19 protein-coding genes and 2 pseudogenes are annotated in these 26,143 nt (G+C 40.7%); 17 read left to right on the forward strand and 4 right to left on the reverse strand.

The window, feature by feature from the left end:
* Positions 1 to 13 precede the first annotated feature (13 nt).
* From FR7_RS07855 to FR7_RS23160, 6 genes and pseudogenes are all read left to right on the forward strand, one after another.
* Positions 14 to 2,638 carry a polysaccharide deacetylase family protein gene (locus FR7_RS07855; RefSeq protein WP_007930742.1) on the forward strand — a complete coding sequence of 875 codons (2,625 nt, stop codon included), beginning with the start codon at positions 14 to 16 and terminating at the stop codon, positions 2,636 to 2,638.
* A 112-nt stretch (positions 2,639 to 2,750) separates the two neighbouring features.
* Positions 2,751 to 4,574, forward strand: a complete 1,824-nt coding sequence (locus FR7_RS07860; protein ID WP_007930740.1) for a glycosyltransferase family 2 protein — start codon at positions 2,751 to 2,753, stop codon at positions 4,572 to 4,574.
* 1 nt (position 4,575) lies between these two features.
* The gene (locus tag FR7_RS07865) at positions 4,576 to 6,447 is read left to right on the forward strand and encodes a polysaccharide deacetylase family protein (protein ID WP_007930738.1); all 1,872 of its coding nucleotides are present in this window, start codon (positions 4,576 to 4,578) and stop codon (positions 6,445 to 6,447) included.
* A 21-nt stretch (positions 6,448 to 6,468) separates the two neighbouring features.
* Positions 6,469 to 7,503 (forward strand): glycosyl hydrolase family 18 protein, encoded by a 1,035-nt coding sequence (locus FR7_RS07870; RefSeq protein ID WP_007930736.1) that lies wholly within the window; start codon positions 6,469 to 6,471, stop codon positions 7,501 to 7,503.
* 166 nt (positions 7,504 to 7,669) lie between these two features.
* Positions 7,670 to 7,783, forward strand: a pseudogene (locus FR7_RS24710) (hypothetical protein); the annotation flags it as partial.
* A 44-nt stretch (positions 7,784 to 7,827) separates the two neighbouring features.
* Positions 7,828 to 8,232: pseudogene (locus tag FR7_RS23160) on the forward strand (transposase); the annotation flags it as partial.
* A 422-nt stretch (positions 8,233 to 8,654) separates the two neighbouring features.
* On the opposite strand, the gene FR7_RS07885 reads toward FR7_RS23160, so the two are convergent.
* The 3 genes from FR7_RS07885 to FR7_RS07895 form a co-directional block, all read right to left on the reverse strand.
* Positions 8,655 to 9,731: a tetratricopeptide repeat-containing glycosyltransferase family 2 protein gene (locus tag FR7_RS07885; protein ID WP_007930733.1), complete on the reverse strand. Its 1,077-nt coding sequence runs from the start codon at positions 9,729 to 9,731 to the stop codon at positions 8,655 to 8,657.
* A 574-nt stretch (positions 9,732 to 10,305) separates the two neighbouring features.
* Positions 10,306 to 12,378, reverse strand: a complete 2,073-nt coding sequence (locus FR7_RS07890) for a collagen-like domain-containing protein (RefSeq protein WP_064448907.1) — start codon at positions 12,376 to 12,378, stop codon at positions 10,306 to 10,308.
* 767 nt (positions 12,379 to 13,145) lie between these two features.
* On the reverse strand, positions 13,146 to 14,675 hold the full coding sequence (locus tag FR7_RS07895) for a collagen-like protein (protein WP_064448923.1): 1,530 nt from the start codon (positions 14,673 to 14,675) through the stop codon (positions 13,146 to 13,148).
* 434 nt (positions 14,676 to 15,109) lie between these two features.
* Here FR7_RS07895 and FR7_RS07900 point away from each other — a divergent pair, with 434 nt between their 5' ends.
* The 11 genes from FR7_RS07900 to FR7_RS07950 all read left to right on the forward strand — a co-directional run bounded on the left by FR7_RS07900 (position 15,110) and on the right by FR7_RS07950 (position 24,463).
* Positions 15,110 to 15,523 carry an acyl-CoA thioesterase gene (locus FR7_RS07900; protein WP_007930707.1) on the forward strand — a complete coding sequence of 138 codons (414 nt, stop codon included), beginning with the start codon at positions 15,110 to 15,112 and terminating at the stop codon, positions 15,521 to 15,523.
* A 54-nt stretch (positions 15,524 to 15,577) separates the two neighbouring features.
* Entirely contained in the window at positions 15,578 to 16,390 is an 813-nt protein-coding gene (gene murI, locus FR7_RS07905) for a glutamate racemase (protein WP_007930706.1), read from the forward strand.
* A 62-nt stretch (positions 16,391 to 16,452) separates the two neighbouring features.
* Positions 16,453 to 17,046, forward strand: a complete 594-nt coding sequence (locus FR7_RS07910) for a hypothetical protein (RefSeq protein ID WP_007941668.1) — start codon at positions 16,453 to 16,455, stop codon at positions 17,044 to 17,046.
* A 2-nt stretch (positions 17,047 to 17,048) separates the two neighbouring features.
* Positions 17,049 to 17,726 carry a coenzyme F420-0:L-glutamate ligase gene (locus FR7_RS07915; RefSeq protein ID WP_007930702.1) on the forward strand — a complete coding sequence of 226 codons (678 nt, stop codon included), beginning with the start codon at positions 17,049 to 17,051 and terminating at the stop codon, positions 17,724 to 17,726.
* A 109-nt stretch (positions 17,727 to 17,835) separates the two neighbouring features.
* Positions 17,836 to 18,813, forward strand: a complete 978-nt coding sequence (locus FR7_RS07920) for a 2-hydroxyacyl-CoA dehydratase family protein (RefSeq protein ID WP_007930701.1) — start codon at positions 17,836 to 17,838, stop codon at positions 18,811 to 18,813.
* Positions 18,814 to 18,823: 10 nt separating this feature from the next.
* Entirely contained in the window at positions 18,824 to 19,588 is a 765-nt protein-coding gene (locus FR7_RS07925) for an acyl-CoA dehydratase activase (RefSeq protein ID WP_007930699.1), read from the forward strand.
* A complete protein-coding gene (locus FR7_RS07930) occupies positions 19,518 to 21,254 on the forward strand; it encodes a hydantoinase/oxoprolinase family protein (protein WP_237714766.1) in 1,737 nt (578 codons plus the stop codon). Before FR7_RS07925 ends, FR7_RS07930 begins: the two co-directional genes overlap by 71 nt.
* Positions 21,248 to 22,567, forward strand: coding sequence for a histone deacetylase family protein (locus tag FR7_RS07935; protein ID WP_007930695.1), 1,320 nt, complete (start codon positions 21,248 to 21,250; stop codon positions 22,565 to 22,567). The genes FR7_RS07930 and FR7_RS07935 overlap by 7 nt, the downstream gene beginning before the upstream one ends.
* Positions 22,568 to 22,653: 86 nt before the next feature.
* Positions 22,654 to 23,397, forward strand: a complete 744-nt coding sequence (gene rph, locus FR7_RS07940) for a ribonuclease PH (RefSeq protein ID WP_007930694.1) — start codon at positions 22,654 to 22,656, stop codon at positions 23,395 to 23,397.
* Positions 23,394 to 23,990, forward strand: a complete 597-nt coding sequence (locus FR7_RS07945) for an XTP/dITP diphosphatase (RefSeq protein WP_007930692.1) — start codon at positions 23,394 to 23,396, stop codon at positions 23,988 to 23,990. Before rph ends, FR7_RS07945 begins: the two co-directional genes overlap by 4 nt.
* On the forward strand, positions 23,987 to 24,463 hold the full coding sequence (locus tag FR7_RS07950) for a metallophosphoesterase (protein ID WP_007930688.1): 477 nt from the start codon (positions 23,987 to 23,989) through the stop codon (positions 24,461 to 24,463). The genes FR7_RS07945 and FR7_RS07950 overlap by 4 nt, the downstream gene beginning before the upstream one ends.
* Positions 24,464 to 24,558: 95 nt before the next feature.
* On the opposite strand, the gene FR7_RS07955 is transcribed toward FR7_RS07950, so the two are convergent.
* Positions 24,559 to 25,809 (reverse strand): dicarboxylate/amino acid:cation symporter, encoded by a 1,251-nt coding sequence (locus FR7_RS07955; protein WP_007950506.1) that lies wholly within the window; start codon positions 25,807 to 25,809, stop codon positions 24,559 to 24,561.
* Positions 25,810 to 26,143 lie beyond the last annotated feature (334 nt).

Raw genomic sequence — 26,143 nt, forward strand, 5'->3', positions numbered from 1 at the left:
GGAGGTGATATACGTGAAAAATAAAAAAATGATATTAGTACTGGTTCTATTTATCAGTATTTGCCTCATTGGGATATTTTTCTTTAAAAACATTTTTATTAAGCCGACTGGCGGTGACTATCGCAATATTAGGGATTTAGATAGTTCTTATCATGCTGAGGCAGAAATTGAAGAAGCGTTAGCAAAGATAAAAAATAGTCAAGAAAAAGCAACTGTAATCATGGGCAGAAATAATGGTCAGCGTCAGATTGCTTTGACTTTTGATGGCCTAACAGATCGCACTAGCGTGCAGCAGATTTTAGACCTATTAAAAAAATATAATATGAAAGCAACATTTTTTGTAGATGGGATGCAGACAGCTGAAGATCCGCAAACAGTAGTAAATATTAAAAAGGCAGGGCATAAAATAGAAAACTATTCATTTTCCGGCATTAATAAAATGGAGACTCTGCCTATGGAAAGAGTAGTGAAAGATTTCAGCCGGGCACAAAAAATCATCAAAGTGATCACCGATCAAGGGCCAAATCTTTTAAAATGCAATGATACTAAATATACGGATCAATTGTTACAAGCAGCAAAAGCCTGCGGCTTTAATAGTGTAGTGAAAACTGATGTCTTTTTGAATGTGAAACAAATGAATTCTCTTGTGGCAGCAGACACATTTGTCGACAAGCTTAAACCGGGAAGCATCGTTTCTGTTAAACTAAAATCGAATGCTGAACCGATTACAAATGAACCAGGAAAAACGGATTTACAACCGGCAATTGACAAACAGCCCGGATTAAAAGAACTGTTACAAGAAGCAGACTTGAGAGAAAAGGAAACGATTGAAGCAGTAGAAAAACTTTTAATTGCTCTTAGCAAGGCAAATTATACTGCAGTCTATGTGGAAGATTTCGCAGCTGACGATCGTATTCAAAAGTCAGCAAAAACCGCTTTGCTTGACTCCTCTTTTCTGGTAAAAGCAGCTTCTTACCTGCAAGAACAAAGTACATCTTTATTTACCTTACCAACAGCTTTTGCAGCAGACATTGCGGATAATCATATAAAAGAAATTAAGATCATTTCTACTATAGAACCTGCGATTCCCTATACCTTCGGAGGATTAACCAATGAAATTGTGGTGAATGATGTACTCGGAAGATTGCATGATCTAGGGATAAAAGCAACTTTCTTTGTGGCGGAAGTAGAAATGAAAAAATATCCTGAAACGCTGCGGAGAATCATCGAAAATGGACACGAAATTGGGATTGCCATAAGACCGAAAGATGGAGAAACCTTTGAGGAAACCCGAAAATCGATTATGAGTGCTCGCAAGATATTACATGAACAATTTGGCGTGGACACAAACTTGATAAAGCAACCATGGGGTGCTGTATCGGATTTAACAAAAGAAGCCACTTCTAGCTTAGAATGCAAATTGATCGGTCAATCTGTCAACGTTGTGCAAAGTAAACACAAAGATTACACTTCAGCTGATCAAGTTATGGCAGAGATCTTCGGCAAATCCATGTTTTCTTTAGGTAGGGGACAAATTGTACATTTTAGAATGGATTATTATACAAATGATCGATTGATTGGTGATTTGGTTGAAACCATTAAACAACGTAAAGTGGATAACATTGCCTATGTAACATCTTATGATAATCCTGCGAGCAATCCGGATAATAATTCGCAGTATACCATTAAGCCAGTAGGAGAAATTCTCAATCACGATAATTTTATTTATCAGTATCCGGTAGATTCGGGTAATGTTCCGACCCGCATAAGAAATCACTGGCATGGACTAAAGATTGATCAGCATAATTTCCTGGTTGAGACCTCTAAACGCTATATAGGGAACAGAACTGTTACTTACGAAGACCGTATGCTCGGTTTTTCTAAAATGGATATCCGCCGTCTGGATAAGAGTGGATTCATACACACCAAAGATAAGGTTATTTTCCTTACCTTTGATGACTGGGGAACAGATGCAGCAATCAATAAAATACTATATGTCTTGCGTAAGCATAATGTTCCAGGGACATTTTTTATTCTCACGAACAATGTACTCAACAACCCCAATCTGCTCCGAACCATTGCTATGCAGGGTCATGATATCGGAGGCCACTCTGATAAACATAAGCCAATGGTAATTAATGATCCCAAAACTGGTAAGCTAACCCAAACCCAAGGTAAAGAAGAATATACTAAAGAACTTTCGACATCATATCAAAAATTGCAAGATGTTATAGGAGATGTGACGATCAACGGCAAACCTGCTTTGACCGGATTTTTCCGTCCACCACAGTTGGCAATCAGCAAAATGGGCGTTGAAGCGTTGTTTGAAACAGGTTATGAATATATTATTAATGGTTCATGCAGCACAAATGATTATAAAGCTGAAAATGTTCCTCAACTTATAAGAACAATTGAAGATGGAGTATATACAAAAGAAGGTGAAGTAAAAAAGGGTGCTATCTTAGTCATGCATATGTCAGATACCGCTGCCTATACTGCTGCGGCCTTAGATATACTGCTGACTGCAAATGAAGCCAAAGCAGATTCAGATCCTTCCAAATTTAAAGTAGGCAGGTTATCAGACTATTTAGTTGATGGCTATTCGCAAATCAACCGAAAAATTGCTGAATTGAAATAGTGATAATCATGTTTGACGCAGCAAAAGTATAAATCATCTTTTAATGAAATGACGAAGTGATTTAATCTATGCTGCTTTAATCAGCAGCATAGAAATGGCAAGGAAGTGGATAATGGATAAGATAAAAACAGAAGAGGATATTTTACTTGTTGCTAAACCTGATCGCAGGCTGATTTCTAAAGTACCTGATAAAGAACAGTTGCGTACCAATGTAGACAGACGCCGCGTTAAGGGGATTGAGGATACTAACGATATAGCAGCTCTTGCCGAAAATGAAAAAATGGGCAGACGGTACTTGGTAAATTATGATGTTTCCATCCAATATGTTTCTTCTGGAAAAAAAGTAACATGTCTGGGAAAAGGCGTTGATATATCAACTACCGGTATGTTGCTTGAGGTTTCGTCAGAAGTGGCCTTAGATTTGAGCTTGGCATCCAAAATCAAACTCAAGTTTGTCATAACGCCTGGCACGATGCCGGAAGGTTATGAAATGAAAGTTGATATTGCTGCCCAATATATTCGCTTTGGCAAAAATGCAGAAGGGAAAACTCTGTGCGGAGTAGCATTTTTAGAATCACTTGCACAATATGCAGCAAAGAAGAAAAATTGGTATATGCTCTCTGCAGCTTCATTTTTCCTATTCTTTATCACTGCCTGCATTCTTCTGATGAGAGCAGAAAGCGTACTTTATTTTAAATTTAACAAAATATTGTATATGTACAGCATTATTGCAGCTAGCTTTTTGCTGACCCGATACCTGTTTGGTTCTTTTTATCGCTCTGTTCCCATAGATAAAGACTTTACACCCGGAGTCACAATTATTGTTCCTTGCTTCAACGAGGAACAGTGGATACAAAGAACGATTTTAGGCTGCATTAATCAAGATTATCCCATCAACAAACTAGAAGTGATTGTTGTAGATGATTGCTCTAATGATAAATCCGTTGAGAAAATTAAAGAAATGATAGAAGAACTAAAGAGCAAGGAACAACGCTATGATGTTGAAAACAGGCTTCATTATATTGTTCAGGCAACAAATGCAGGTAAACGGGAGGCATTGGCAAAAGGAGCACTAATGGCACAGCATGAATTAATTGTGTTTGTTGATTCGGACAGCTTTTTAGATCCTTTTGCTATTCGAAATATTGTCCAGCCCTTTAAAGATACAAAAATGGGCGGCGTTTCCGGCAGAACCGATGTTGCCAACACCTATACCAATGTACTTACGAAAATGCAGGCTGTACGCTATTACATTGCCTTTCGTATCATGAAGGCTGCAGAAAGCTATTTTGATGCGGTCACCTGTTTATCTGGTCCTCTCTCATGTTACAGAAAAGATTTGCTTCTTAAATATATGGATGATTGGCTAAATCAACGATTTTTTGGGGAGAAAGCTACATTCGGCGATGACCGAAGCATGACAAATCTTATACTAAGAGAAAATCGTACGGGTTATCAGGATTCTGCGATATGTAATACCATTGTACCTAATACCTATAAGGTTTTTTTGAAACAACAGATGCGCTGGAAACGCTCATGGCTTCGAGAATCCCTAATTGCAGCCGGATTTATGTGGAAAAAGGAACCATTTATGGCCTTATCTTTTTATATGGGCGTACTTGTACCCCTCTTGGCACCGATTATTGTAATTTATAATTTAATTTACATTCCAATTACACATCGCGTGTTTCCTTTAACCTTTATGATCGGTATTCTTTTAATGGCTTTGCTCATGAGTATGGCTCAATTGTTTCTAAGAAGAAGCTCAACATGGATTTACGGATTGTGGTTTTGCTTATATTATGAGGCCGTACTTTTGTGGCAAATGCCTATTGCTTGGGTTACCTTCTGGAAGACGACATGGGGAACTCGCATGACTCCAGCGGATCTTGCAGAGCTGTTAAAGAAGAATCGCAAAAAGCAAGAAAGGGCATAAGATGATGACAATAGCAAATGAAAAATTTACTGCCCAAAAAGATAGAAGAAAAAAAATACGTGTAGTGATGCAGATTATAATCCTCCTTACACTGCTTGCTATTTGCATCACCGCATTATTTACGTTAAAAGCGTATCATCCGTATACATCGCAAAATACAAACGTTTCCGGAGATAAGGGCTTTGTTGCCCTTGCCTATTTCGGTGTAGAGCGAAACGGTAATCAAAATCTAATCGGGGCGGGACGTTTATATGGACATTTGCAGGCATTAAAAGATTTGGGTTATGTAACGGTCACACAAGAGGATGTTTTAAACTACTACCAAACAGGTAGAAATCTGCCGGAAAAATCTCTCTTTTTGATTTTTGAAGATGGCAGAAGAGATACAGCTATTTTTTCACAAAAAGTTTTAGAAGATTTGAATTTTAAAGCAACCATGCTGACATATCCGGAAAAATTTAAAGGAAAAGATACGAAATTTTTAATGCCGAATGAGCTGAAAGAACTTGAGAAATCAACTTTTTGGGAAATGGGTACCAATGGATACCGACTGGCATTCATTAACGTATTTGACAGATACGATAATTACCTTGGAGAATTAGATCCATTGAAACACGCTCGCGTTGCGCCTTATTTGGGACGTAAATATAATCACTATTTGATGGATTATATTCGTGATGAATATGGTATTCCGAAAGAAAGTTATAACAGGATGAAAGAGCGGATCTCTTATGATTATGAAGCTGTAAGAGATAGTTATACAAAGTACATTGGGTACGTACCTGGAATGTACATCTTGATGCACTCCAATACAGGAAGCTTTGGCAATAATGATAAAGTAAGTGCTGTGAATGAATCTTGGATTAAAACATTATTTAAAATGAACTTTAATAGGGAAGGTTTTTCCTTTAATCAGAGAAACAGCAGCCTTTATGACTTAACCAGGATGCAGCCCCAGGCCTATTGGTACACCAATCATTTGTTGATGCGTATCAAATATGATATCAATCAAGACTTGGAATTTGTCAAAGGCGATTTGAACAAACAAAAAGCATGGGAAACCCTTAAAGGGGCTTTGGAAATTCAAGAGGAGACGATGATCCTAACCTCTTTGCCAAAAGACAAAGGTTTATTGCGCTTAAAAGATAGTAACGAATTTAAAGACCTCAAGCTTTCTGTAAGAATGAAGGGAAACAAACTTGGTCTGCAAAAGATATACCTCAGGGCAGATGAAAATTTAAACAGATCCTTGTCTGTATATATTCTCAATAATGTTCTATATGTTACGGAAAAAAACGACGGTGCCGAAAGGGAACTGTTTAAATTAAGCTTAGATAAGCATGATGGTAAAGAAAGGTTATCCATTCCTGAAGATAAAAAAGCGGCTGAAATGCGAGAACTGGAAACCTTCGTAAAATATGCCGATTCCGCTGAAACAGCAAAGATCTATGCAGAACGATTGAGAGATAAGAATATGGAGAATGCTCCTGCCGTGACAGAAGGTGCCGAGGAATATATACCGGACCTTAGTGTTAATGCAAAAGGTGACCGTGTGCTGTCACTATCTCTCAAGAAAAATCGGATCAGCATTATGATGGATGGAAAAGATGCTGCTATTGATTTACCAGTATCTGAACCAAAGGCAGGCTCTGTTTATCTGGAAACAGCATGGGGCGGTTATGGCTGGAGTCAAAGAAATTTGGCCGATGATGTGTATGATGGTGTGTTTGAAAAGCTTATGATCACGGAAAATACGGGAGCAGAAACCGAAAAAATTTTATTTGATAGTCGACTGCAAGGATTTGATGCTTTCAAATTTAAAGTAGGGCAGCTGTGGGAAGCCCTTATAAATTGGTTTATTATAAAATTGTAATCAATAGGAGGAAGTGAATGCATGAGCAGCATAGGTTATAAAATTATCAAAACAGTTATTTTTGCATCGGTTTTTATTATCTTGATTGGCTGCAATTATGATAATCAATCTGCTGTTAATGCAGTCGCAAAAGAACCAACAAAAATATCAGCATGGTTAGCCTATTGGGACTTAGGTGCCGGGGAAAAAGATTTAGAAAGAGTTGGAAAGAAAATAGAGAAACTTTCTTATTTTGGCGCATATTTCGATAGTAATGATCGCCTTTTCATACCCAAAGAGCTCAGTAATAAAAAAATCGAATTGCAAAAGAAAAAGGGAAAATATGAAACCTACCTTACTTTTGTCAATGATAAGCAGAATTCTGATGGATCGGCTGTGATGAAAGATACAGAAGTCCTTCGCAGGTTATTTTCCGATGATGCGTCTATGGAGAAACATATTGATGAAATCATTACATTGACATTGCAGGGTGGATATGATGGTATTGAAATCGATTATGAAAGAATATGGAAGGACGAAACCATTGGACAGACTTTTTTGCAATTTGCGGATAGATTGTATGCAAAAACCCTGAAAAATAATTTAAAACTAAGGATTGTACTGGAACCGAGTACACCCTTTTCTGCTATTGATTTTGTCAAGGGTCCGGAATATGTCGTTATGCTCTATAACCTTTTTGGATTGCATAGTACACCCGGTCCTAAAGCCAATAAGGAGTTTATTCAAAAAACAATAACACAAATGGAAGCTTTGTCGGGTGAGAAATCGGTAGCATTTTCAACTGGCGGATGTCTATGGGGCGATAACGGTGAAAAAAGATTCCTGACAGAAGTGGAAGCAAAGACCCTGGCTGCTATATATGATAGTGAAACCCGAAGAGATGAAGAAAGCCAATGCGTAGTTTTTGATTATAAAAGTGAAGGCGTATCGTATCAAGTCTGGTATGCGGATGTGAAAACGTTAAATTACTGGATGAGGATTGCGAAAGAGCAGGGGGCTAATCATATCAGTCTGTGGCGTCTAGGTGAGAATGTGGATATCGACAAAATAAGATAAGAAGTTTCAAAAAAAGAGCCCCTCAAATAGGAGGGCACTGAAAAAGTCTCTTTGAAGCCAAAAAGGTATAGTCCTTCAAGAAAACAGAGGAGACTGTACCTTTTTTGCTGTATAATGAAGGTATTAAAGGGAGCAGGTGAGTCAAATGATTCAACAACAACAATCTATGGTTTTAAGTCCCTATATAGAGCTCTATAACTTGATTATTTCCAAAGATAATATATTGCGGCAAATCAACGAACTTGTAGATTTCTCTTTTGTGTATGAGGAATTGAAAGAGCACTATTGTCTGGATAACGGCAGAAATGCGATTGACCCGATCCGGATGCGGGCATGTATGTATGCAAGGCCGGTCACATGGCAATCTGTAAAGCGCGGCAAGGGAAAAAAAGCGTTGGGAGAAACCAAGCTGATACGTACTATTTCGATATTGAGCTTTGCAAACGATGCCCGTTGAAAGAAGGGTGCTACAAAGAGGGAGCCAAAAGCAAAACTTACTCGGTGAGTATCAAATCTGGTGAGCACACCGGACAAATGGCGTTCCAGGAAAGCGAGTACTTCAAGGAAAAGGCGAAGGAGCGCTACAAAATTGAAGCAAAGAACAGTGAGCTCAAACACAGACACGGGTATGACACAGCGTCATCTTCGGGTCTTGTTGGCATGGAGTTACAAGGGGCAATGGCGATCTTTACTGTGAATATAAAGAGAATATTGAAACTGATAAAGTAAGAGACAAGTTATAAAGGTTTTCTCAGATAGTACAAGACGACCCTTATCCCTAAATTGGGACAAGGGTCGTCTTGTGTTTCGTACTCTTTTGCTTTTCCCTCATCAAAACCACAAGTTTTTCAGTGGCCTCTCAAATAGAGGGGCTCTTTTTTTGCTTTTAATGGAAAGTGCTAGATGACTATGTAGTAGAATCATTGCTAAAGTAAGGAGCAAAGACAATTAGCAGCATGATGATGAGTCATCTTCACAAAAGCCAAATAATAGGATAATGATAATGATAATAATCACGGACCAGTTGTTACCTCCGCGTCCACCACATCCAAAACCCATAACAAGACCTCCTTTTAGAGCGAGTTACTATCTATATTGCTATAGTATGATATAGATAATAATTTTGTAGATTGTCTTTTTAGAATAAGTTATTAAGAATTGAATAATTTTTCGAAATACTCTTTGTTATAGAGGACGCTGGGATGATTAGGGACATAGGATTCGGCATTTTTATTATGTTCTAAAGCGGTCTCGTTTTCACCAAGTTTGGAATAGCAAACACATAGCTGGAGATGAGGCAGCCAAGTTGAGCAAGCGTAGTTCTTAAGAGAGGAATGATTACTTGAATCTTTTAAGTCAAGTGCTAGCTTATACCAGAATATAGCAAGAGAATATTTTTGGGAGTTGAGAAAATGATAGCCAAGACGACAGCAAAAGTCTGGTCGAGGTGTATCATATTCAAAAGATTGATATATATATTTTAACTTCTGTTGTTCATCCCTAAGGAAAGCAAAACAATCTGATAGTTTGCCACAGGCAGAAATATTATCTTCTACCCAACCTAATTTAGTATCCAAAAACTTTTGATAGTACTCGACAGCTTTTTCATATATGTGGTGGTCTACTAATTCATTCGCATAATAAAAGAGATCTCTGGGAGAGAAGACTTCGCCATCTGCAATACGCTTTTCATAGATTTTTAGATTGCGGTCAGCGGTATCGCATCTTTCTTTTTTATGGGTAACAGTAACATCACTGTCTATGATTTTACCATTTACAGCCAGATATTCATGTACAGCTCCAATCCATTGGAACTGTCTTGCTCGTTTGACTAATCTATTTCTACGTAGACTTGAAACAATATTGCCATTAGCATCTGATGCCAGATTATAATTCATCGTTACAGAATCGACGGTAGAGTCAAGGTCTTGCTTTAAAAGCAGCAGTTTTTGTAAATCATTTTCAAGTAAAACATCATCAGCGTCTAGCCACATTATATAATCTTGTGTTGCATGACTAAAAGCGAAGTTACGGGCTGCTCCAAAGTCGTCGATCCATGTAAAATCATAAATTTTTTCAGTGTATCTTGCTGCGATTTCTTTCGTTTTATCTGTAGAGCCTGTATCCACTATAGTGATTTCATCCATGGCATTTTTGACAGATTCAAGGCAACGGCCTAATGTGTTTTCTTCATTCTTTACGATAAGACATAAACTTATTGTAATCAAATTCATCACCTACTTATATTTATAAGCTTTATTGATGGTTCAGAGTAGTGGCATTTTTATCAGGTTAGCATTTGTAAGATCATATTATAGTAAGTTTTATAGCAGAGAAATTAATAGGATTGAAAGTTTACCCCCTCTCAAAATAACTTAGGACCATAGTATAATATGTAAATGGTGATGATAATGTGTCATAAGTATAAGAACAAGAAGAAATTCTATAATATAAATGAGTTCTATGAATGGGAACAGGTTAGTGGGGGAGTTATTCTTTTTTAGTATGATCGAGAATGTATGTTTCCCAAAGTTACTATGTAGTTAAATAGAATATTGGCCGAGACTCCTAAAGTCTCGGCCAATATTCTATTTGTTGCTATTCTTTTTTGTTATGATTTTATGATCATGGTTATTGTGAGCTTATAGTTAATTAAAATAGGAACTGCCATATATATTATCCAAAGAGAACAGCATTAAGAGCCCTGGTAAGTGCTGTAGCACTCACGATATTGTGCCAGTAACCGTAATACGAATTTCGTAAGTGTGGGTTCCAGTAGCAGGGGTATCAATCCAAGCCACGTTAGGGGCCTGTGGCACCGGTAGCTCCCGTTGGACCGGTAGCTCCAGTAGCACCAGCATCACCAGTAGCTCCAGTAGCCCCAGTAGCACCAGCATCACCAGTAGCTCCAGTAGCCCCAGTAGCACCAGCATCACCAGTAGCCCCAGTATCACCAGTAGCTCCAGTAGGACCAGTATCACCAGTAGCTCCAGTAGGACCAGTATCACCAGTAGCGCCAGTAGCACCAGCATCACCAGTAGCACCAGCATCACCAGTAGGACCAGTATCACCAGTAGCGCCAGTATCACCAGTAGCTCCAGTAGCACCAGTAGCACCAGCATCACCAGTAGCGCCAGTATCACCAGTAGCTCCAGTAGCACCAGCATCACCAGTAGCACCAGCATCACCAGTAGGACCAGTATCACCAGTAGCACCAGTAGGACCAGTATCACCAGTAGCGCCAGTAGCTCCAGCATCACCAGTAGCTCCAGCATCACCAGTAGCTCCAGTAGCACCAGCATCACCAGTAGCACCAGCATCACCAGTAGCCCCAGTAGGACCAGTATCACCAGTAGCACCAGTAGGACCAGTATCACCAGTAGGACCAGTATCACCAGTAGCACCAGTAGGACCAGTATCACCAGTAGCTCCAGTAACACCAGCATCACCAGTAGGACCAGTATCACCAGTAGCTCCAGTAGCTCCAGTAGGACCAGTATCACCAGTAGCTCCAGTAGGACCAGTATCACCAGTAGCTCCAGCATCACCAGTAGCTCCAGTAGGACCAGTATCACCAGTAGGACCAGTATCACCAGTAGCTCCAGTAGCTCCAGTAGCACCAGCATCACCAGTAGCTCCAGTAGCACCAGCATCACCAGTAGGACCAGTATCACCAGTAGCTCCAGTAGCTCCAGCATCACCAGTAGCTCCAGTTACCCCAGCATCACCAGTAGCTCCAGTTACCCCAGCATCACCAGTAGCGCCAGTAGCTCCGGTAGCTCCAGCATCACCAGTAGGACCAGTATCACCAGTAGCTCCAGTAGTACCAGCATCACCAGTAGGACCAGTAGGACCAGTATCACCAGTAGCACCAGTAGGACCAGTATCACCAGTAGCTCCAGTAGCACCAGCATCACCAGTAGGACCAGTATCACCAGTAGCTCCAGTAGCTCCAGTAGCTCCAGTAGCTCCAGTAGCACCAGCATCACCAGTAGGACCAGTAGCTCCAGTAGCTCCAGTAGGACCAGCATCACCAGTAGCTCCAGTAGGACCAGTATCACCAGTAGCACCAGTAGGACCAGTATCACCAGTAGCTCCAGTAGCACCAGCATCACCAGTAGGACCAGTATCACCAGTAGCTCCAGTAGCTCCAGTAGCACCAGCATCACCAGTAGCTCCAGTAGCTCCAGTAGCACCAGCATCACCAGTAGGACCAGTAGCTCCAGTAGCTCCAGTAGGACCAGCATCACCAGTAGCTCCAGTAGCACCAGTAGAACCAGCTCCAGTAGGACCAGTAGCTCCAGCATCACCAGTAGGACCAGTAGCGCCAGTCGATCCAGTAGCACTAGCAGTACCGGTAGCGCCAGTAGCACCAGTAGCACCAGGAGCGCCAGGAGCGCCAGGAGCGCCAGGAGCACCAGGAGCACCAGGAGCACCGGTAGCGCCAGTAGGACCAGTAACGCCAACTTCTTCTGGCACCTCAGCGATCACTAGAGTTGCTTTAATTGGGACTAATGGAGAAAATGTTACACTATTAGGTGTTCGATTCACTAAACCTAGTCCGATTGGTGCAACATCAACTTGTATAAGTGCAGATCCAGCGACCGGCCCCATTGTTAGGGGTGAACTTACTAGCACTTCATCAGCTTGTGTTGTTACGATTGAAAAAGTTATACCACTTGAACCGGGAGATGATTCAGTTGCTACCGACCAATTGACAAGATATCTTCCGGTTTTGATTAGGATGACGACTCCTGTTAACGGGTTATAAAGTACGGGCCCAAAACTGCTAAGAACGGTTTCAAATAGAACAATATCATTTGGATTGATTGTACCGGGCAACAGTCGTCTAAGTTGAAGACCTATTGTATCCAACCTGATTCCTCCTCGCTTTCACTAAATTTAATTAAGCTTCAATGGAGCTAAAAGACTGAGTTTTAAGTTTTTCAGCAAAAAAACTAGCTACCATATGCGCTTCTTTAGTAATACTCTGTGCTGGATTAGCAGCGTCCAAGGGATATACATTAAAGTGAACCCCTTTTTTAGAAAGAGTATTTATGAAATATAATATGTAAATAGTGATAGTAATGTGTCTTATAACAAAAAATTGATGTTATTTTAAATCAGGATTTTGTTTTTCTTTTTACAGAATGGTTGTAATTTTCGTTAGGTGGTATTGCTATTTTCTCATTTTTTTTGACAAAAATAAAAAAAAAGTACTATAAATAATAGGCTTTGCTCCTTGACCGAATGGCCATAAGAATCTTCTTTATAATGTGTGAGCCTTGATTTACGACCTACGGCACAGAGAGCTACTTGTGGGCATTTGTTTTGCGTGGACGTAGCTTAAGCAAATATGAATAAGTGAGGATGATTAGATAGAATATTTTGTTAGATGGTGCAGTCAGCAAAAATCATCGGATTTATGCAGCGAATTTTAGATTTTTTTGCTATGCTAAAAGTGAAAATGGCTGTGGTTTGCTTGCAATACTATGACAGCCTTGGTCTTGAAATGGCAAAGAAACAATATCCGTTTACGTTTTAGTAACGATTATTTTAAGAGGAATGAAGCCTGTGGTTCATTCCTCTATTGTGTTTTTATTCAAAAAAATTCCTTGCTGTAGGGGGCTGATGATACTATTTTAACTACTTATTAATGCAATCCGAATAGAAGCATTGACGTTAGTTTGTGTTCCTCCTGCTAACGTTTGCAAGGTAACTGCAGCAGCACTAGTATGATTTCTAACAGTTAATACATCACCAGCAGCAGCGGTGATAATTAACGTACCTGGATTAGGTTGCGTACCAGCCCCAGAGCCATAGGTACTGCCGGCAACAGGAGCGCCGTTTTGGAAGAGGGTGAACTGGTTTGGCTCTACACCTGCAACTATGAATGAGATTTCATAATCACCAGCACTACCAAGTACAATAGAAGTTGTTCCTGGTGCATGGGTAATGGCGCCTACAATAACACCGTTATCGCTAAATGTTATATCTGCTTCTAGTGCAACAACTTGAGCAGCTAAATTATAGACGTAGGCGTATTCCGATAAGCCAAGAAGTCCGGTCGCGCCAGTAGCACCCGTAGCTCCCGTTGTGCCAGTAGCGCCAGTAGCTCCAGCATCGCCAGCAGCACCAGTAGCTCCAGCATCGCCAGTAGCTCCAGTAGCGCCAGTAGCGCCTGCAGCACCAGCATCGCCAGTAGCTCCAGTAGGACCGGTAGCTCCAGTAGCGCCAGCAGCGCCAGTAGCGCCAGTAGCGCCAGTAGCTCCAGCATCGCCAGTAGCGCCAGTAGCTCCAGCATCGCCAGTAGCTCCAGTAGCGCCAGTAGCGCCTGCAGCACCAGCATCGCCAGTAGCTCCAGTAGGGCCGGTAGCTCCAGTAGCGCCAGCAGCACCAGTAGGGCCGGTAGCGCCAGTAGTTCCAGTAGCGCCAGTAGCTCCAGCATCGCCAGTAGCTCCAAGAGCTCCAGTAGCTCCAGTAGCTCCAGTAGCTCCAGTAGCTCCAGTAGCGCCAGTAGCTCCAGTAGCTCCAGTAGCTCCAGTAGCGCCAGTAGCACCAGAATCGCCAGTAGCTCCAGTAGCGCCAGTAGCTCCAGCATCGCCAGTAGCTCCAAGAGCTCCAGTAGCGCCAGTAGCTCCAGTAGCTCCAGTAGCGCCAGTAGCACCAGCATCGCCAGTAGCTCCAGTAGCGCCGGTAGCTCCAGCATCGCCAGTAGCTCCAGTAGCTCCAGTAGCGCCGGTAGCTCCAGTAGCGCCGCCAGCAGCACCAGTAGGGCCAGCAGCACCAGTAGGGCCGGTAGCTCCAGTAGGGCCGATAGCACCAGTAGGGCCGATAGCACCAGTAGGGCCGATAGCACCAGTAGGGCCGATAGCACCAGTAGGGCCGATAGCACCAGTAGGGCCGGTAGCTCCAGTAGGGCCGATAGCACCAGTAGGGCCGATAGCACCAGTAGGGCCGATAGCACCAGTAGGGCCGGTAGCTCCAGTAGGGCCGATAGCTCCAGTAGGGCCGGTAGCTCCAGTGGGGCCGATAGCACCAGTAGGGCCGGTAGCTCCAGTGGGGCCAGTAGCTCCAGTGGGGCCAGTAGGCTTAGTAGTATCGATACAACAGCAGTTTGCTGGAGATGTGCATAGTGGGAACTTAGGAACTATAGGTGAGAATCTAGTCATTGATGTATCGTCAAAGGACATAATAAGATTGACCTCCTTTAGTAAAATATTAACTCTTATTATACTATTTAAATAGTGATAACATTGTGTCGTCATTATGTAAGCATAACAACAAAAGATTAGCTCCTATTTAAAATTGGATATATATCCATCAGAGGACTTTACAACAGGATTCAAATTTCTTAGTATTTATAATAGGCCTAACTTCAAGAAGTAGTGCTGTGATTTGTCAAAAGTTTTTTTGACAAAAATAAAAAAGAAAAGTACAATAAATAATAGGCTTTGTTCGTTGATCGAATGGCCATAAGACTCTTCTTTATAATGTGTGAGCCTGATTTACGACCCACGGCATAAGATAGCTGCTTGTGGGCCATTTGTTTTGCGTGGACGTAGCTTATGCTAATAAGCAAATATGAATAAGTGAGGATTCAATTATGATTACGGTACGAGAGAAAGTTCGCTTTGTTGAAACAGATATGATGGGTGTTGTACATCATGCTAACTATTTTCGTTGGTTTGAAATGGGGCGAGTAGAATATTTAAGACAGGTTAACATATCTTTGCTTGAAATGATGGCTGATAACATTGTTTTTCCAATTACTCATGTAGATTGTCAGTATCGTGCTTCTGCCAAATTTGATGATCATATTTTAATTGAAACAACAATGACGGAAGTATCACCAGTAAAAATGGTTTTTACATATAAAATTGTTCGGGAAGCCGATGGTGTACTATTAGCTACAGGAAGTACTCAAAATGTATTTACCGATAATCAGGGGAAAATTATTCGCTTGCCTAGTAGGTACATTTCAAATTTAAAAATGGGTTTTGAAAGTGTAAGAGAATAAGTGTATATAAAAAAATAGATTTAGATAGAATATTTTGTTAGGAGGTGCAGTCATTTGAGTACTAATGCACCAATTGGTATCTTTGATTCTGGAATTGGTGGTCTTACTGTTGTTAAAGAGCTTATGGAAATCATGCCTGGAGAAAATTTGATCTATTTTGGGGATACAGCGCGTACACCTTATGGGTCTAGGCCTCCAGCCGAAATTATCGGATTTATGCAGCAAATTTTAGGCTTTTTTACTATGCAAAAAGTGAAAATGGCTGTGGTTGCTTGCAATACTATGACAGCCTTGGGCCTTGTAATGGCAAAGAAACAATATCCTTTTACGCTGGTAGGTGTTAATACAGGGGCAGATATGGCCCTGGCTGTTACCAAAAGCAAAAAAGTAGGGGTTATTGCGACAAAAGCTACCATTGAAAGCAAGAATCATGCCAAGGCTATTGGGAGAAAAGATGCTGCTGTACTTGTTTATTCTCAGGCTTGCCCAAAACTTGTACCATTAATTGAACAAGAGCAGCTTGAAGGACCTGAAATTGAACTGGCAATAGCTGAATATCTGCTGCCGATGAAAAAACAGGGAGTGGATGCAATCATTTTAGGTTGTACTCATTATCCTCTTGTGAGTTCAGTGATTGAAAAAGTTATAGGTAATAAGATTGTCGTTATTGATCCTGCTAGAGAGACTGGATTGGAGGCACAATACTTACTGCAGCAGCAAAAACAATTATCTTCATTAAATCAGGGAAACGTTAGATTGTGTTTTTCTGCAGATGTGGAACGGGCAAAAAGAATTGCAGGCTTTCTATTTGATACAGAAAAGGTAGAATTTGAATTGGTAAATTTAGAGAAGTTTGCAGTAGTTTAGTCATTTATATAGGAGTAATAAGGAAAGTTTCATAGTCCTATGGGGTAAAATTTGGTATACTAATGAAGGAAAAAACTTCTGGAGATGGGGGCCTTGGTGTGGAAATCTTGGTGACGATAGTAATAATAGCTATAATTATGGCAATAGCAGTGTGGTTGTTTATTGCCAAACAAGGTGATGCTGACTTTGAATTTAAAGTGAATGAGCGTACGGAATTTAAATTAGTTGACCAAACCGAAAAAACAGCTACTTTTTCTTGTGAAGTAGCATTTATCAATAAAGGTTCACAGGATGGTACGATAATGGATGCTTATCCTCGTCATTTACTGCCCTATGAACAATTTGATGGTGTTGACGTAAATTCTAGAATGGAACTTACTACAGCACTCCGAACCGATAATTATTTTGAAGCTGTGATTATTCCTAAAGGAACGGGTGGAATCGTTATTGTTACGGTTACATTTACGGCGAAGACAGGTAATATTAAAGATGCTTTGCAAAATTTATATGATTTGTCTGTAGATATGCCGATTGATATTGTATATCAGATTGTAGCTCGTACTCCGTGGTATATTCATAAGGCACGTATGATTATGAGTTGCGATGAAATCAATAGGGCTATGCAGGCAAAAGGTACTGCGAAATGGGAGGGCTAGTAATGGCAGAACTTGAACTCAAACCAGTAGGTACGCGTATTTTAACAGATAAAGACAATATTGTAGATATGATTGAAAAGTATACCAAAGAGGATATTGGACCGGATGATGTAGTATCGGTAGCTGAGAGTGTCGTTGCGATTACCCAGGGACGTGTGGCAAGGCCCGAAGATTTTAAAGTGTGCTTTTTAGCGAAGATTTTATGTCGCTTTGTACCTCAAAAAGGTAGTTTATCTAGTGTATACGGTATGCAGTCATTAATGGATGCAGAAGGTAAGTGGCGCGTTTTATTTGCCATGATTATAGGAATGTTTGCCAAAATTGTGGGGAAGAATGGTGTGTTTTATGAACTGGCAGGTTCACATGCTGCTCTAGTTGATGATGTTACGGGCACAATGCCTCCATTTGATAAATGTCTGGTATACGGGCCTTTGGAGGCAAATAGCGTAGCAGAGGAAATTAAGCGTCGATTAGGCTGTTATGGTGCAGCAGTGGCAGATGTAAATGATTTAAAACGAGCATTGGTAGTAGGTGCTTCAGCAGGTCTTGATCCTAAGAAGTTGGCACATATTTTGATTGATAATCCTTTCGGTAACGCTTCCCAACGGACACCGATTGTTATTATTAAAAATTATGCAGCAGTAGAGAGAAGGACAGAAAATCTTCTTTCTATTGAGTAATTGATTAACAAAGAGGATAGAATACAGCTATCCTCTTTGTTATTTTTGCTGTAAAATTAACTAATACGATAGGTCTAAAAATGTATGGAATTTGTGTTGGAGGAATGACATGGCTAATATTGGTATTACTACAACCGTACCTGTGGAGATTATTTTAGCAGCCGAAAATGTGCCAGTAGATTTAAATAATGTATTTATTACTGATAAAGAAGCCAATCGATTAGTAGAAGGAGCTGAAGATGCAGGTTACCCTCGTAATATATGCGGCTGGATTAAAGGTTTATATTCTGTAGTCGTAGAGAGGGGAAATATAGATACAGTACTTGCAGTTACCCAAGGAGATTGCAGTAACACTCATGCCTTAATGGAAACTTTGCAATTGGTAGGTGTGGAGACCATTCCCTTTGCGTATCCTTTTGATCGGGATTATGATCTTTTGAAATTGCAGATGGATAAATTAATTACAGCTTTAAAAACGGATTGGGAGCAGGTTATGGCTGTAAAAAAACGCTTAGATGGGGTCAGAAGTAAAATTGCTGAAATGGACCGCCTTACCTGGCAGGAAAATCTAGTAAGTGGCTGGGATAACCACTTATTTCAGGTTAGCTGCAGTGATTTTAATGGAAATGTGAATGAATTTGAGCAGGATATTGATCAGTTTTTACTAAAAACAAAGTCTGCCAATGAATTTACAGAAGATATCCGCTTAGGGTATATTGGTGTTCCGCCTATTTTTAATGATCTATATAGTCATTTTGAAAAGATGGGAGCAAGAGTTGTCTTCAATGAAGTGCAGCGGCAGTTTGCCATGCCTTATCAAGTAGAGGATTTAGTGGAACAATACAGACTGTATACCTATCCTTATGGTGTATTTCAGAGAATTGAAGATATTAAGGGAGAAATAGAAAAACGTAATTTGGATGGTATTGTGCATTATGTCCAAAGTTTCTGTTTCAGGCAGATTGAAGATATGATCTTTAGGGAAAAATTAGATATACCCATACTAACCATCGAAGGAGATAAGCCGGGTAAGCTTGATGCCAGAACGAAACTTCGAATGGATAGTTTTTTGGAAATGCTGCGATGAGGTGAAAGATGTGTTTTGTGGTATCGATTTAGGCAGTCGTAGTGTAAAATTAGTTATAATGGATCAAGAAGGTGTAAACCGTTCTGAAATCTTTGAAACCGTACAGTTTTATCGAAACTATGGACAGCCTGGGAAAAATGGATTAATTGTTGACTTTGCCTCTGTGGGTGTAGGGGAATTTGATAAGGTGGTTGCTACTGGCTATGGACGTAATACCATCAATATTGTAGGAGCTACTGTCATTGCAGAATTAAAAGCACACGTGATAGGAGCCATGTGGCAGACGGGACTTAATAATTTTACTTTATTGGATTTAGGTGGACAGGATAGTAAAGTCATTAAAGTGCGTAAAGGTAAAATGGTAGATTTTGCGACAAATGATAAATGCGCTGCCAGCACAGGGCGATATTTAGAAAATATGGCAACGGTTCTCGGGATTAGTTTAGCAGAGCTTAGCAGTTATAAGGAAAATCCTGTAGAGTTGTCTGCAACTTGTGCTATCTTTGGAGAGTCTGAGCTTATTGGACGTATTGTGGAAGGTTATAGCGTTCCAGAATTGGCAGCTGGCGTTAATTATACGATTTTCAAGAGAATCAAACCGATGCTCCATTCTCTTGCCAGTGAAGTGATTGTCTTTACAGGAGGCGTGGCTTTAGGAAAAGCCATTGGACAAACCATCTCTTCTGAACTTGGAGTAGAGGTTGTTGTACCAAAGTATCCGCAACTCAATGGAGCAATCGGCTGTGGGGTTTATTCCTGGGAAAAGAGGGGATAATATGTTCTTGGGGCTTGATGTTGGTGGGACATTTACAGATGGTGTAGTAGTAGCAGATGGGAAAGTAGTCAGTATGGTTAAGACTCCTACTACTAAGGAGAATCTATTGCAATGTATTTTGACAGTAGTAGATAAGATGGTGGAGGATACTGGCAGTAAGGCGTTTGAACGGATTGCATTATCCACGACAATTGTAACCAATGCAATAGTGGAAGGTAATATCGACCAGGTTGGCCTATGCATTATGCCAGGACCAGGGATGAATCTAAAGGATATTCTGCCAGTCGCACCTTATATCTTATCTGGTTATATTGACCATCGTGGCCGTGAAATGGCTCAGCCTAATAAAGAGGAAGTACTGAGTGCCTGTCGTCATTTTTCTTCTTGTGATGTATTTGTTGTTTCGGGGAAATTTGCTGTTCGTAATCCTTGTTTTGAATCAGCAGTGACGGATTGGATACAAGAGCAAGCCAGCCCTATGCATATTAGTGCAGGAGGAAAAGTTTCAGGTTCGCTTAATTTTTTAAGACGTACTAATTCGGCTTATTATAATGGGGCTGTATGGCGGCATTTTAATGCTTTTGCTACGGCAGTAGAAGAAGCATTAAAGATGCGTGGGATTTATAGTCCTGTTTTTGTGTTAAAAGCAGACGGAGGTACACTGCCTTTATCAGTAGCCAGAAATTATCCTGTAGAGGCTATTTTTACTGGACCCGCTGCCAGTACTATTGGTATTATGGGTATGAATGGAGATGCTGCCGTTTCTGGAATTTCTCTTGATATTGGGGGCACTACTACCGATATTGCATTGTGGCAAAAGGGAAGACCTGTTTTAGCAAAAGAAGGGGCAGCTGTTGCTGGACATAGAACTGGAGTTCAAGGATTTCGCCTTAAGTCTGTCGGAATCGGCGGTGATAGTTTGGTTTTCTGGGAGAACCATGTATTGAAGGTAGGACCGATGCGTCATGGCCCTGCTATGGCGGCAGGAGGTCCTAAGCCGACTGTGACTGATGCTATGGTAGCGGCGGGGTTCATTGATTTTGGCGATCGTGCCTTAGCAGTAAAGGCAATGATGCTGCTTGCTTTACAAGGGCAAAGCCCAGAGGCGATGGCGAGTCAAGTAATAGATAAGGCAGTGGATGGCATTTGCCAGGCGATAGCCGATTTGCTGGACGAACAAGCTGCTGAACCTTTATATCATGTAGAAGAAATTGTTTGTGAAACAAAATTTGTATTAGAAAATATAATTGGTGTAGGCGGCGGAGCGGCAGGTCTTGTACCTCTGGTTGCTAAAAAGCTGGGAATTAGCTATACACTTCCTGAGAATGGGAAGGTTGCTAATGCCTTTGGTGCGGCGGTAGCAAGGCCAACTATTGCTATTACTCTTCGTGCTGATACTGCAGAAGGACATTATACCGTTCCAGAATTAGGGATCAAAAATAGACTGCCTCGAGGGAATTTTTCCTTACAAAATACTTATGAGTTAGCAGAAAAACATTTGGCAGAGTTAGCCCAGAGAAATAGTATTTCTGTCGGTGAAACGCAAATCGTACAATCAGAGGAATTTAATATGGTTCGTGGTTTTACTACAGTGGGAAAAATTATGACCTGCCGCTTGCAGGTAAAACCTGGCGTGCTGCAGTATGGTGAGGAGGAGTTATGTTGAATGCTCAAAAGTTAGGACTGGTATTTTTTCCAGCTTTTGACTGGGCGATTAGCCCAACTCATCCTGAGCGGGAGGAACGTTTGTTATATACCCGTGATCAGATTGTAGAAGAAGGACTGCTGGACATGCCAGCGATACGGGAATATAAGCCTAAAATCGCTAACCTTCAGGATCTTGAAAGAGTACATGTGGGAGTGCCTGATATAACATCTTTGATTACCAATGCTCATTTGGTGTCAGCAGGTGGAGCGATTGCAGCTGCTGATGCGGTAATGAAGAAGGAAGTACAGCGGGCTTTTGCCTTAGTACGCCCGCCAGGACATCATGCTATGCGCATCGTTCATGGGACTCGTGGATTTTGTACTATTAATATGGAAGCGATTATGGTCGAATATTTGCGCAGAACCTATGGCATTAATAAAGTTGCCATTGTTGATACAGATGTGCATCATGGTGATGGTACCCAAGATATCTTTTATCATGATCCTGATACATTATTTATTTCCTTCCATCAGGATGGGCGGACCTTATATCCGGGGACTGGTTTTACCAATGAAATGGGCAGTCCTAATGCTCTTGGTACTACAGTAAACATACCTTTGCCGCCAGGAACGACAGACCGCGGTCTTCATGAAGTACTGGATCATCTGATTATGCCAATTTTGGGAGATTTTAAACCTGACATTATTATTAATTCTGCCGGACAGGATAATCATTATAGTGATCCTTTAGCGAATATGGCAATTACGGCACAGGGTTATGCACGATTGGCTGATACACTAAAGGCGGATATTGCTGTATTGGAAGGCGGATATTCCATTGAAGATGCTTTGCCTTATATAAATGTAGGGATTGTATTAGCCATGGCAGGAATGGATTATAGTAAAGTTATTGAACCTAATATTGCAGATTGCCCTTCCCAAACTTCTTCTGTCACTCACTATATAAAAGATGTAATCAAGGAACGCCAAGATATGTGGGGGAGAAAAGAAAAGCTGCAGCGTGAAGCAATTATGAAGCATGGTGAATTCTGGCAGACAGAACGCAGTATCTATTATGATGATGTAGGTATTAATGAACAGCAGAAAGAAAGAGTACGCTTATGCCCTCATTGTTCTGGATATGTAACAATTGAAACGAAGGCGCGCAGTAGTCTTCATTATAAAACAGCTTATATTGGTATGATTCCTCAGAAGGCTTGCCCGGTTTGTCTAAAAGCAGCTTATGATGTGGTACATGCAGCAAAGAAACAAGGTAATTATCAGCACTATATGGTGCAAAATAAACAGAAAGATCGGCTGGAAAGATTATAACAATGTGTATAAAATAGAACTAGTACCTCATCTGCGCTAAAACTATAGATATTTGAGGTATATATATTGTAGGAGGAGTCGAATAGATGAACCGACCAGATGGCCGAAAGGCTGATAAAATGCGTCCGTTAAAAATCACTCGTAATTATTTAAAATATCCAGAGGGATCGGTGCTGATAGAAGTGGGCAATACGAAGGTAATATGTGCTGCCACAATTGAGGATAAAGTACCACATTTTATGAAGGGTTCAGGTGAAGGATGGATTACTGCTGAATATTCTTTGTTGCCTCGCTCTACGCAGGTGCGTAATATTCGTGAGTCTGCTAAAGGGAAAATAACAGGAAGGACTCATGAAATTCAGCGGCTAATTGGCAGAGCATTGCGGAGTGTGGTTGACTTAAGAGCATTAGGGGAAAAAACAATTTGGATTGATTGTGATGTTATACAAGCAGATGGCGGTACTCGGACGGCTGCGATTACAGGAGCGTTTGTGGCCTTGGTCGATGCAGTTAATAGTATTTATACCAATCATGAAAAACCTTTCCCTGTAAAAGAGTTCTTAGCAGCGATTAGTATTGGTGTTGTAAAAGATACGGTGATTGCTGATTTGTGTTACGAAGAGGATTCGGCAGCAATTGTGGATATGAATGTTGTAATGACTGGGAGCGGCCAATTTGTAGAAGTGCAGGGAACAGGTGAAAAACGTCCTTTTAGTCGACAGGAGCTGAATGAAATGCTGGCTGTTGCAGAAAAAATGGTAGGGGAATTAATTGATTATCAAAAAGATATTCTAGGACCTTTATCGTGGAAAATCGGACGTGAGCCATGAAAGAATTAGTGGTAGCAACTACGAATAAAGGGAAAGTTGCCGAGATTGCCTTAGCTTTGGCCGACTTACCTGTCAAAGTGTTAGATTTAAGTGATTTTGGTGATATTCCTGAGGCTGTGGAAGATGGTGATAGCTTTATGGCAAATGCTCAGCTAAAAGCTAAACATTATGCCCACTATACGGGAAAGGCCTGTTTAGCGGATGATTCTGGGCTAGAAGTGGATGCATTAGGAGGCTTGCCAGGCATTTATTCTGCACGTTTTGCCGGGGAAAATGCTAATGATGCTGCAAATAATCAAAAATTGTTAGCAGAATTAGCAGGTGTTGTCCCTGAAAAGCGCACTGCTAGATTTCGTTGTGTTTTGGTACTTGCTGACATTGATGGGGCGATTATGACTGCTGATGGAGTAAAAGAAGGGATTATTGGTCAAGAACTGCGTGGTTTAGGCGGCTTTGGTTACGATCCATTGTTTTATATGCCTGAAATGGAGAAAACCATGGCTGAATGTTCAAAGCGTGAAAAAAATGAAATTAGCCATAGAGGGCAAGCACTGAAGATTATGAGCAAGATACTGGGAGAGTATTTAAAATGAAAATAGGGGTCATGAGTGATACCCATGGCGACCATGCGGCTGTCAGGCAAGGGATAAAAGCAGCAGGTTCTATGGATATGTGGCTGCATGCAGGAGACTATAGCCAAGATGCAAGCTATTTGGCTAAGTTAGTGAATGTTCCTGTTTTTGCAGCGAGAGGAAATTGTGATGGCCAGGCAGCTGCTAAAATTGATGAATTTATAGAGGTGTCTGGTAAAAAAATATGGATAACCCATGGACATCGTTATGGTGTAAAGCAAGGTGTCAGTCAATTGGTGGAATGGGGCAGGCATTATGAGGTGGACATTGTAATTTATGGACATACGCATATCCCGGATAGCCACTGGGAAGAAAATTTACTTATTTTCAATCCGGGCAGTGCTGCTGAACCACGCTCTGGATATGGTAGCTGTGGTATTTTAAACATAAATCCTGAAGGGAAAATAACAGGAGAGATTCTTACATTTGAGTAAGAAAGTAAAATAAGAATATAGAATGAGGGTCTGCTCTACATCTTGTGTAGAACAGACCCTCATTACGATAAAAGGTGCTTAGTTTAATGGTTTACTCAATCATAATTCTTGGTATAAGCGACTTTTAATACTTCATCTGGCAATTCATTTTCCCAACGCGCTACAACTACAGCAGCCACGCAGTTACCGATCAAATTGCAAGCTGTACGAGCCATATCAAGGATACGGTCAACTTCAAGGATAATACCAATGCCTTCTACGGGCAAACCGAAGGCTGCTGCGGTACCGGCAATAACAATCAAGGAAGCGCCAGGCACTGCTGCAATACCTTTTGTAGACATCATTAATGTCACAAGCATAATCAATTGAGTTTCGATTGGGAAGGGGATATTATAAACCTGAGCGATAAAGATAACAGCTAAAGCACTATACAGTGTGGAACCATCTAAGTTAAATGTGTAACCCGTCGGCAGCACGAAAGTAACGATATGCTTTGGAACGCCAAACTGCTCTAATTTTTCCATTGCAATTGGCAATGCTGCTTCGCTGGAGGCAGTGGAGAAAGCAATCAAGATCGGCTCTTTTATAGCTCTTAAGAGCTGGAAGAAATTCATACGGATAATTAATGAAGCACAGGCTAATAACAACACAATAAAAAGTACTAATGCAAAATACAAGGAACCGATCAGCTTGGCTAGAGGAATTAGCATACCCAAACCGAATTTGCCTACTGTGTAGGAAATGAGGGCAAAAACACCAATAGGAGCTAGTTTCATGACATACCAAGTAAATTTGAACATGATTTCAGCAACGCTGATTGCTAATGTAACGGTTGGTTTTCCTTTTTCTCCCATAGCAGCTGCTGCTACACCGAAGAAAGTAGAGAATAAAATGATTTGCAGCATATCGCCGCGTCCCATGGCATCTACCACGTTGGTAGGTACAATGTTAACGATCATTTGCGTCATATCAATGGTCTTTGTGGCTGCTGCTGCTGCGGAACTCACATCAGTACCTGTTGCGATTGCGACACCTGCACCAGGCTGGAATATATTTGCGACAGCCAATCCAACGAAGAGAGCCAACGTTGTAGCGACTTCAAACCAAATAATTGCTTTGGCGCCTAAACGGCCTAGTTTTTTAAAGTCACCAGTACCTGCAATACCCATAATTAATGAACTGAAAATTAAAGGTACCACAATCATTTTAATCATACGGATAAATGTATCACCGACAGGCTTTAATGCTTGTCCATAGACTGGGAAGATATAACCGAACACAACACCTAGAATAAGAGCAATAAAAATTTGAGTTGTCAGGCCTATTCCCTTTTTTCCTTTTTCCATAAACGAATCCTCCTATAAATTTTTGATTACTTGGAAACACCAAGAGATAAAGTAATCAAGATATTGCCTTGATTACCTTTACTGCACTGCACAGTAAAGAGAAAATATTTTTAATGATGAAATACTTTCTTCTCCTAGTATAGAATGTAACCATCTGCTAAACTACAGAAAACAACTGAAAAAAATTATTATGCAATTCAGAATTATATAAGAATAGCTTTTTGGTGCGATGAGGATTATAATATTGTATGTCGAATTTTGCATTTGCAATGAGCGGCTAAATCGTTCACAAAAGGAGGGAGTTTTCTGTTATCTATTTTGCTAAAAAAAGTGC

It is taken from the genome of Pelosinus fermentans DSM 17108 (assembly GCF_000271485.2).
Classification (GTDB): Bacteria; Bacillota; Negativicutes; order DSM-13327; family DSM-13327; genus Pelosinus; species Pelosinus fermentans.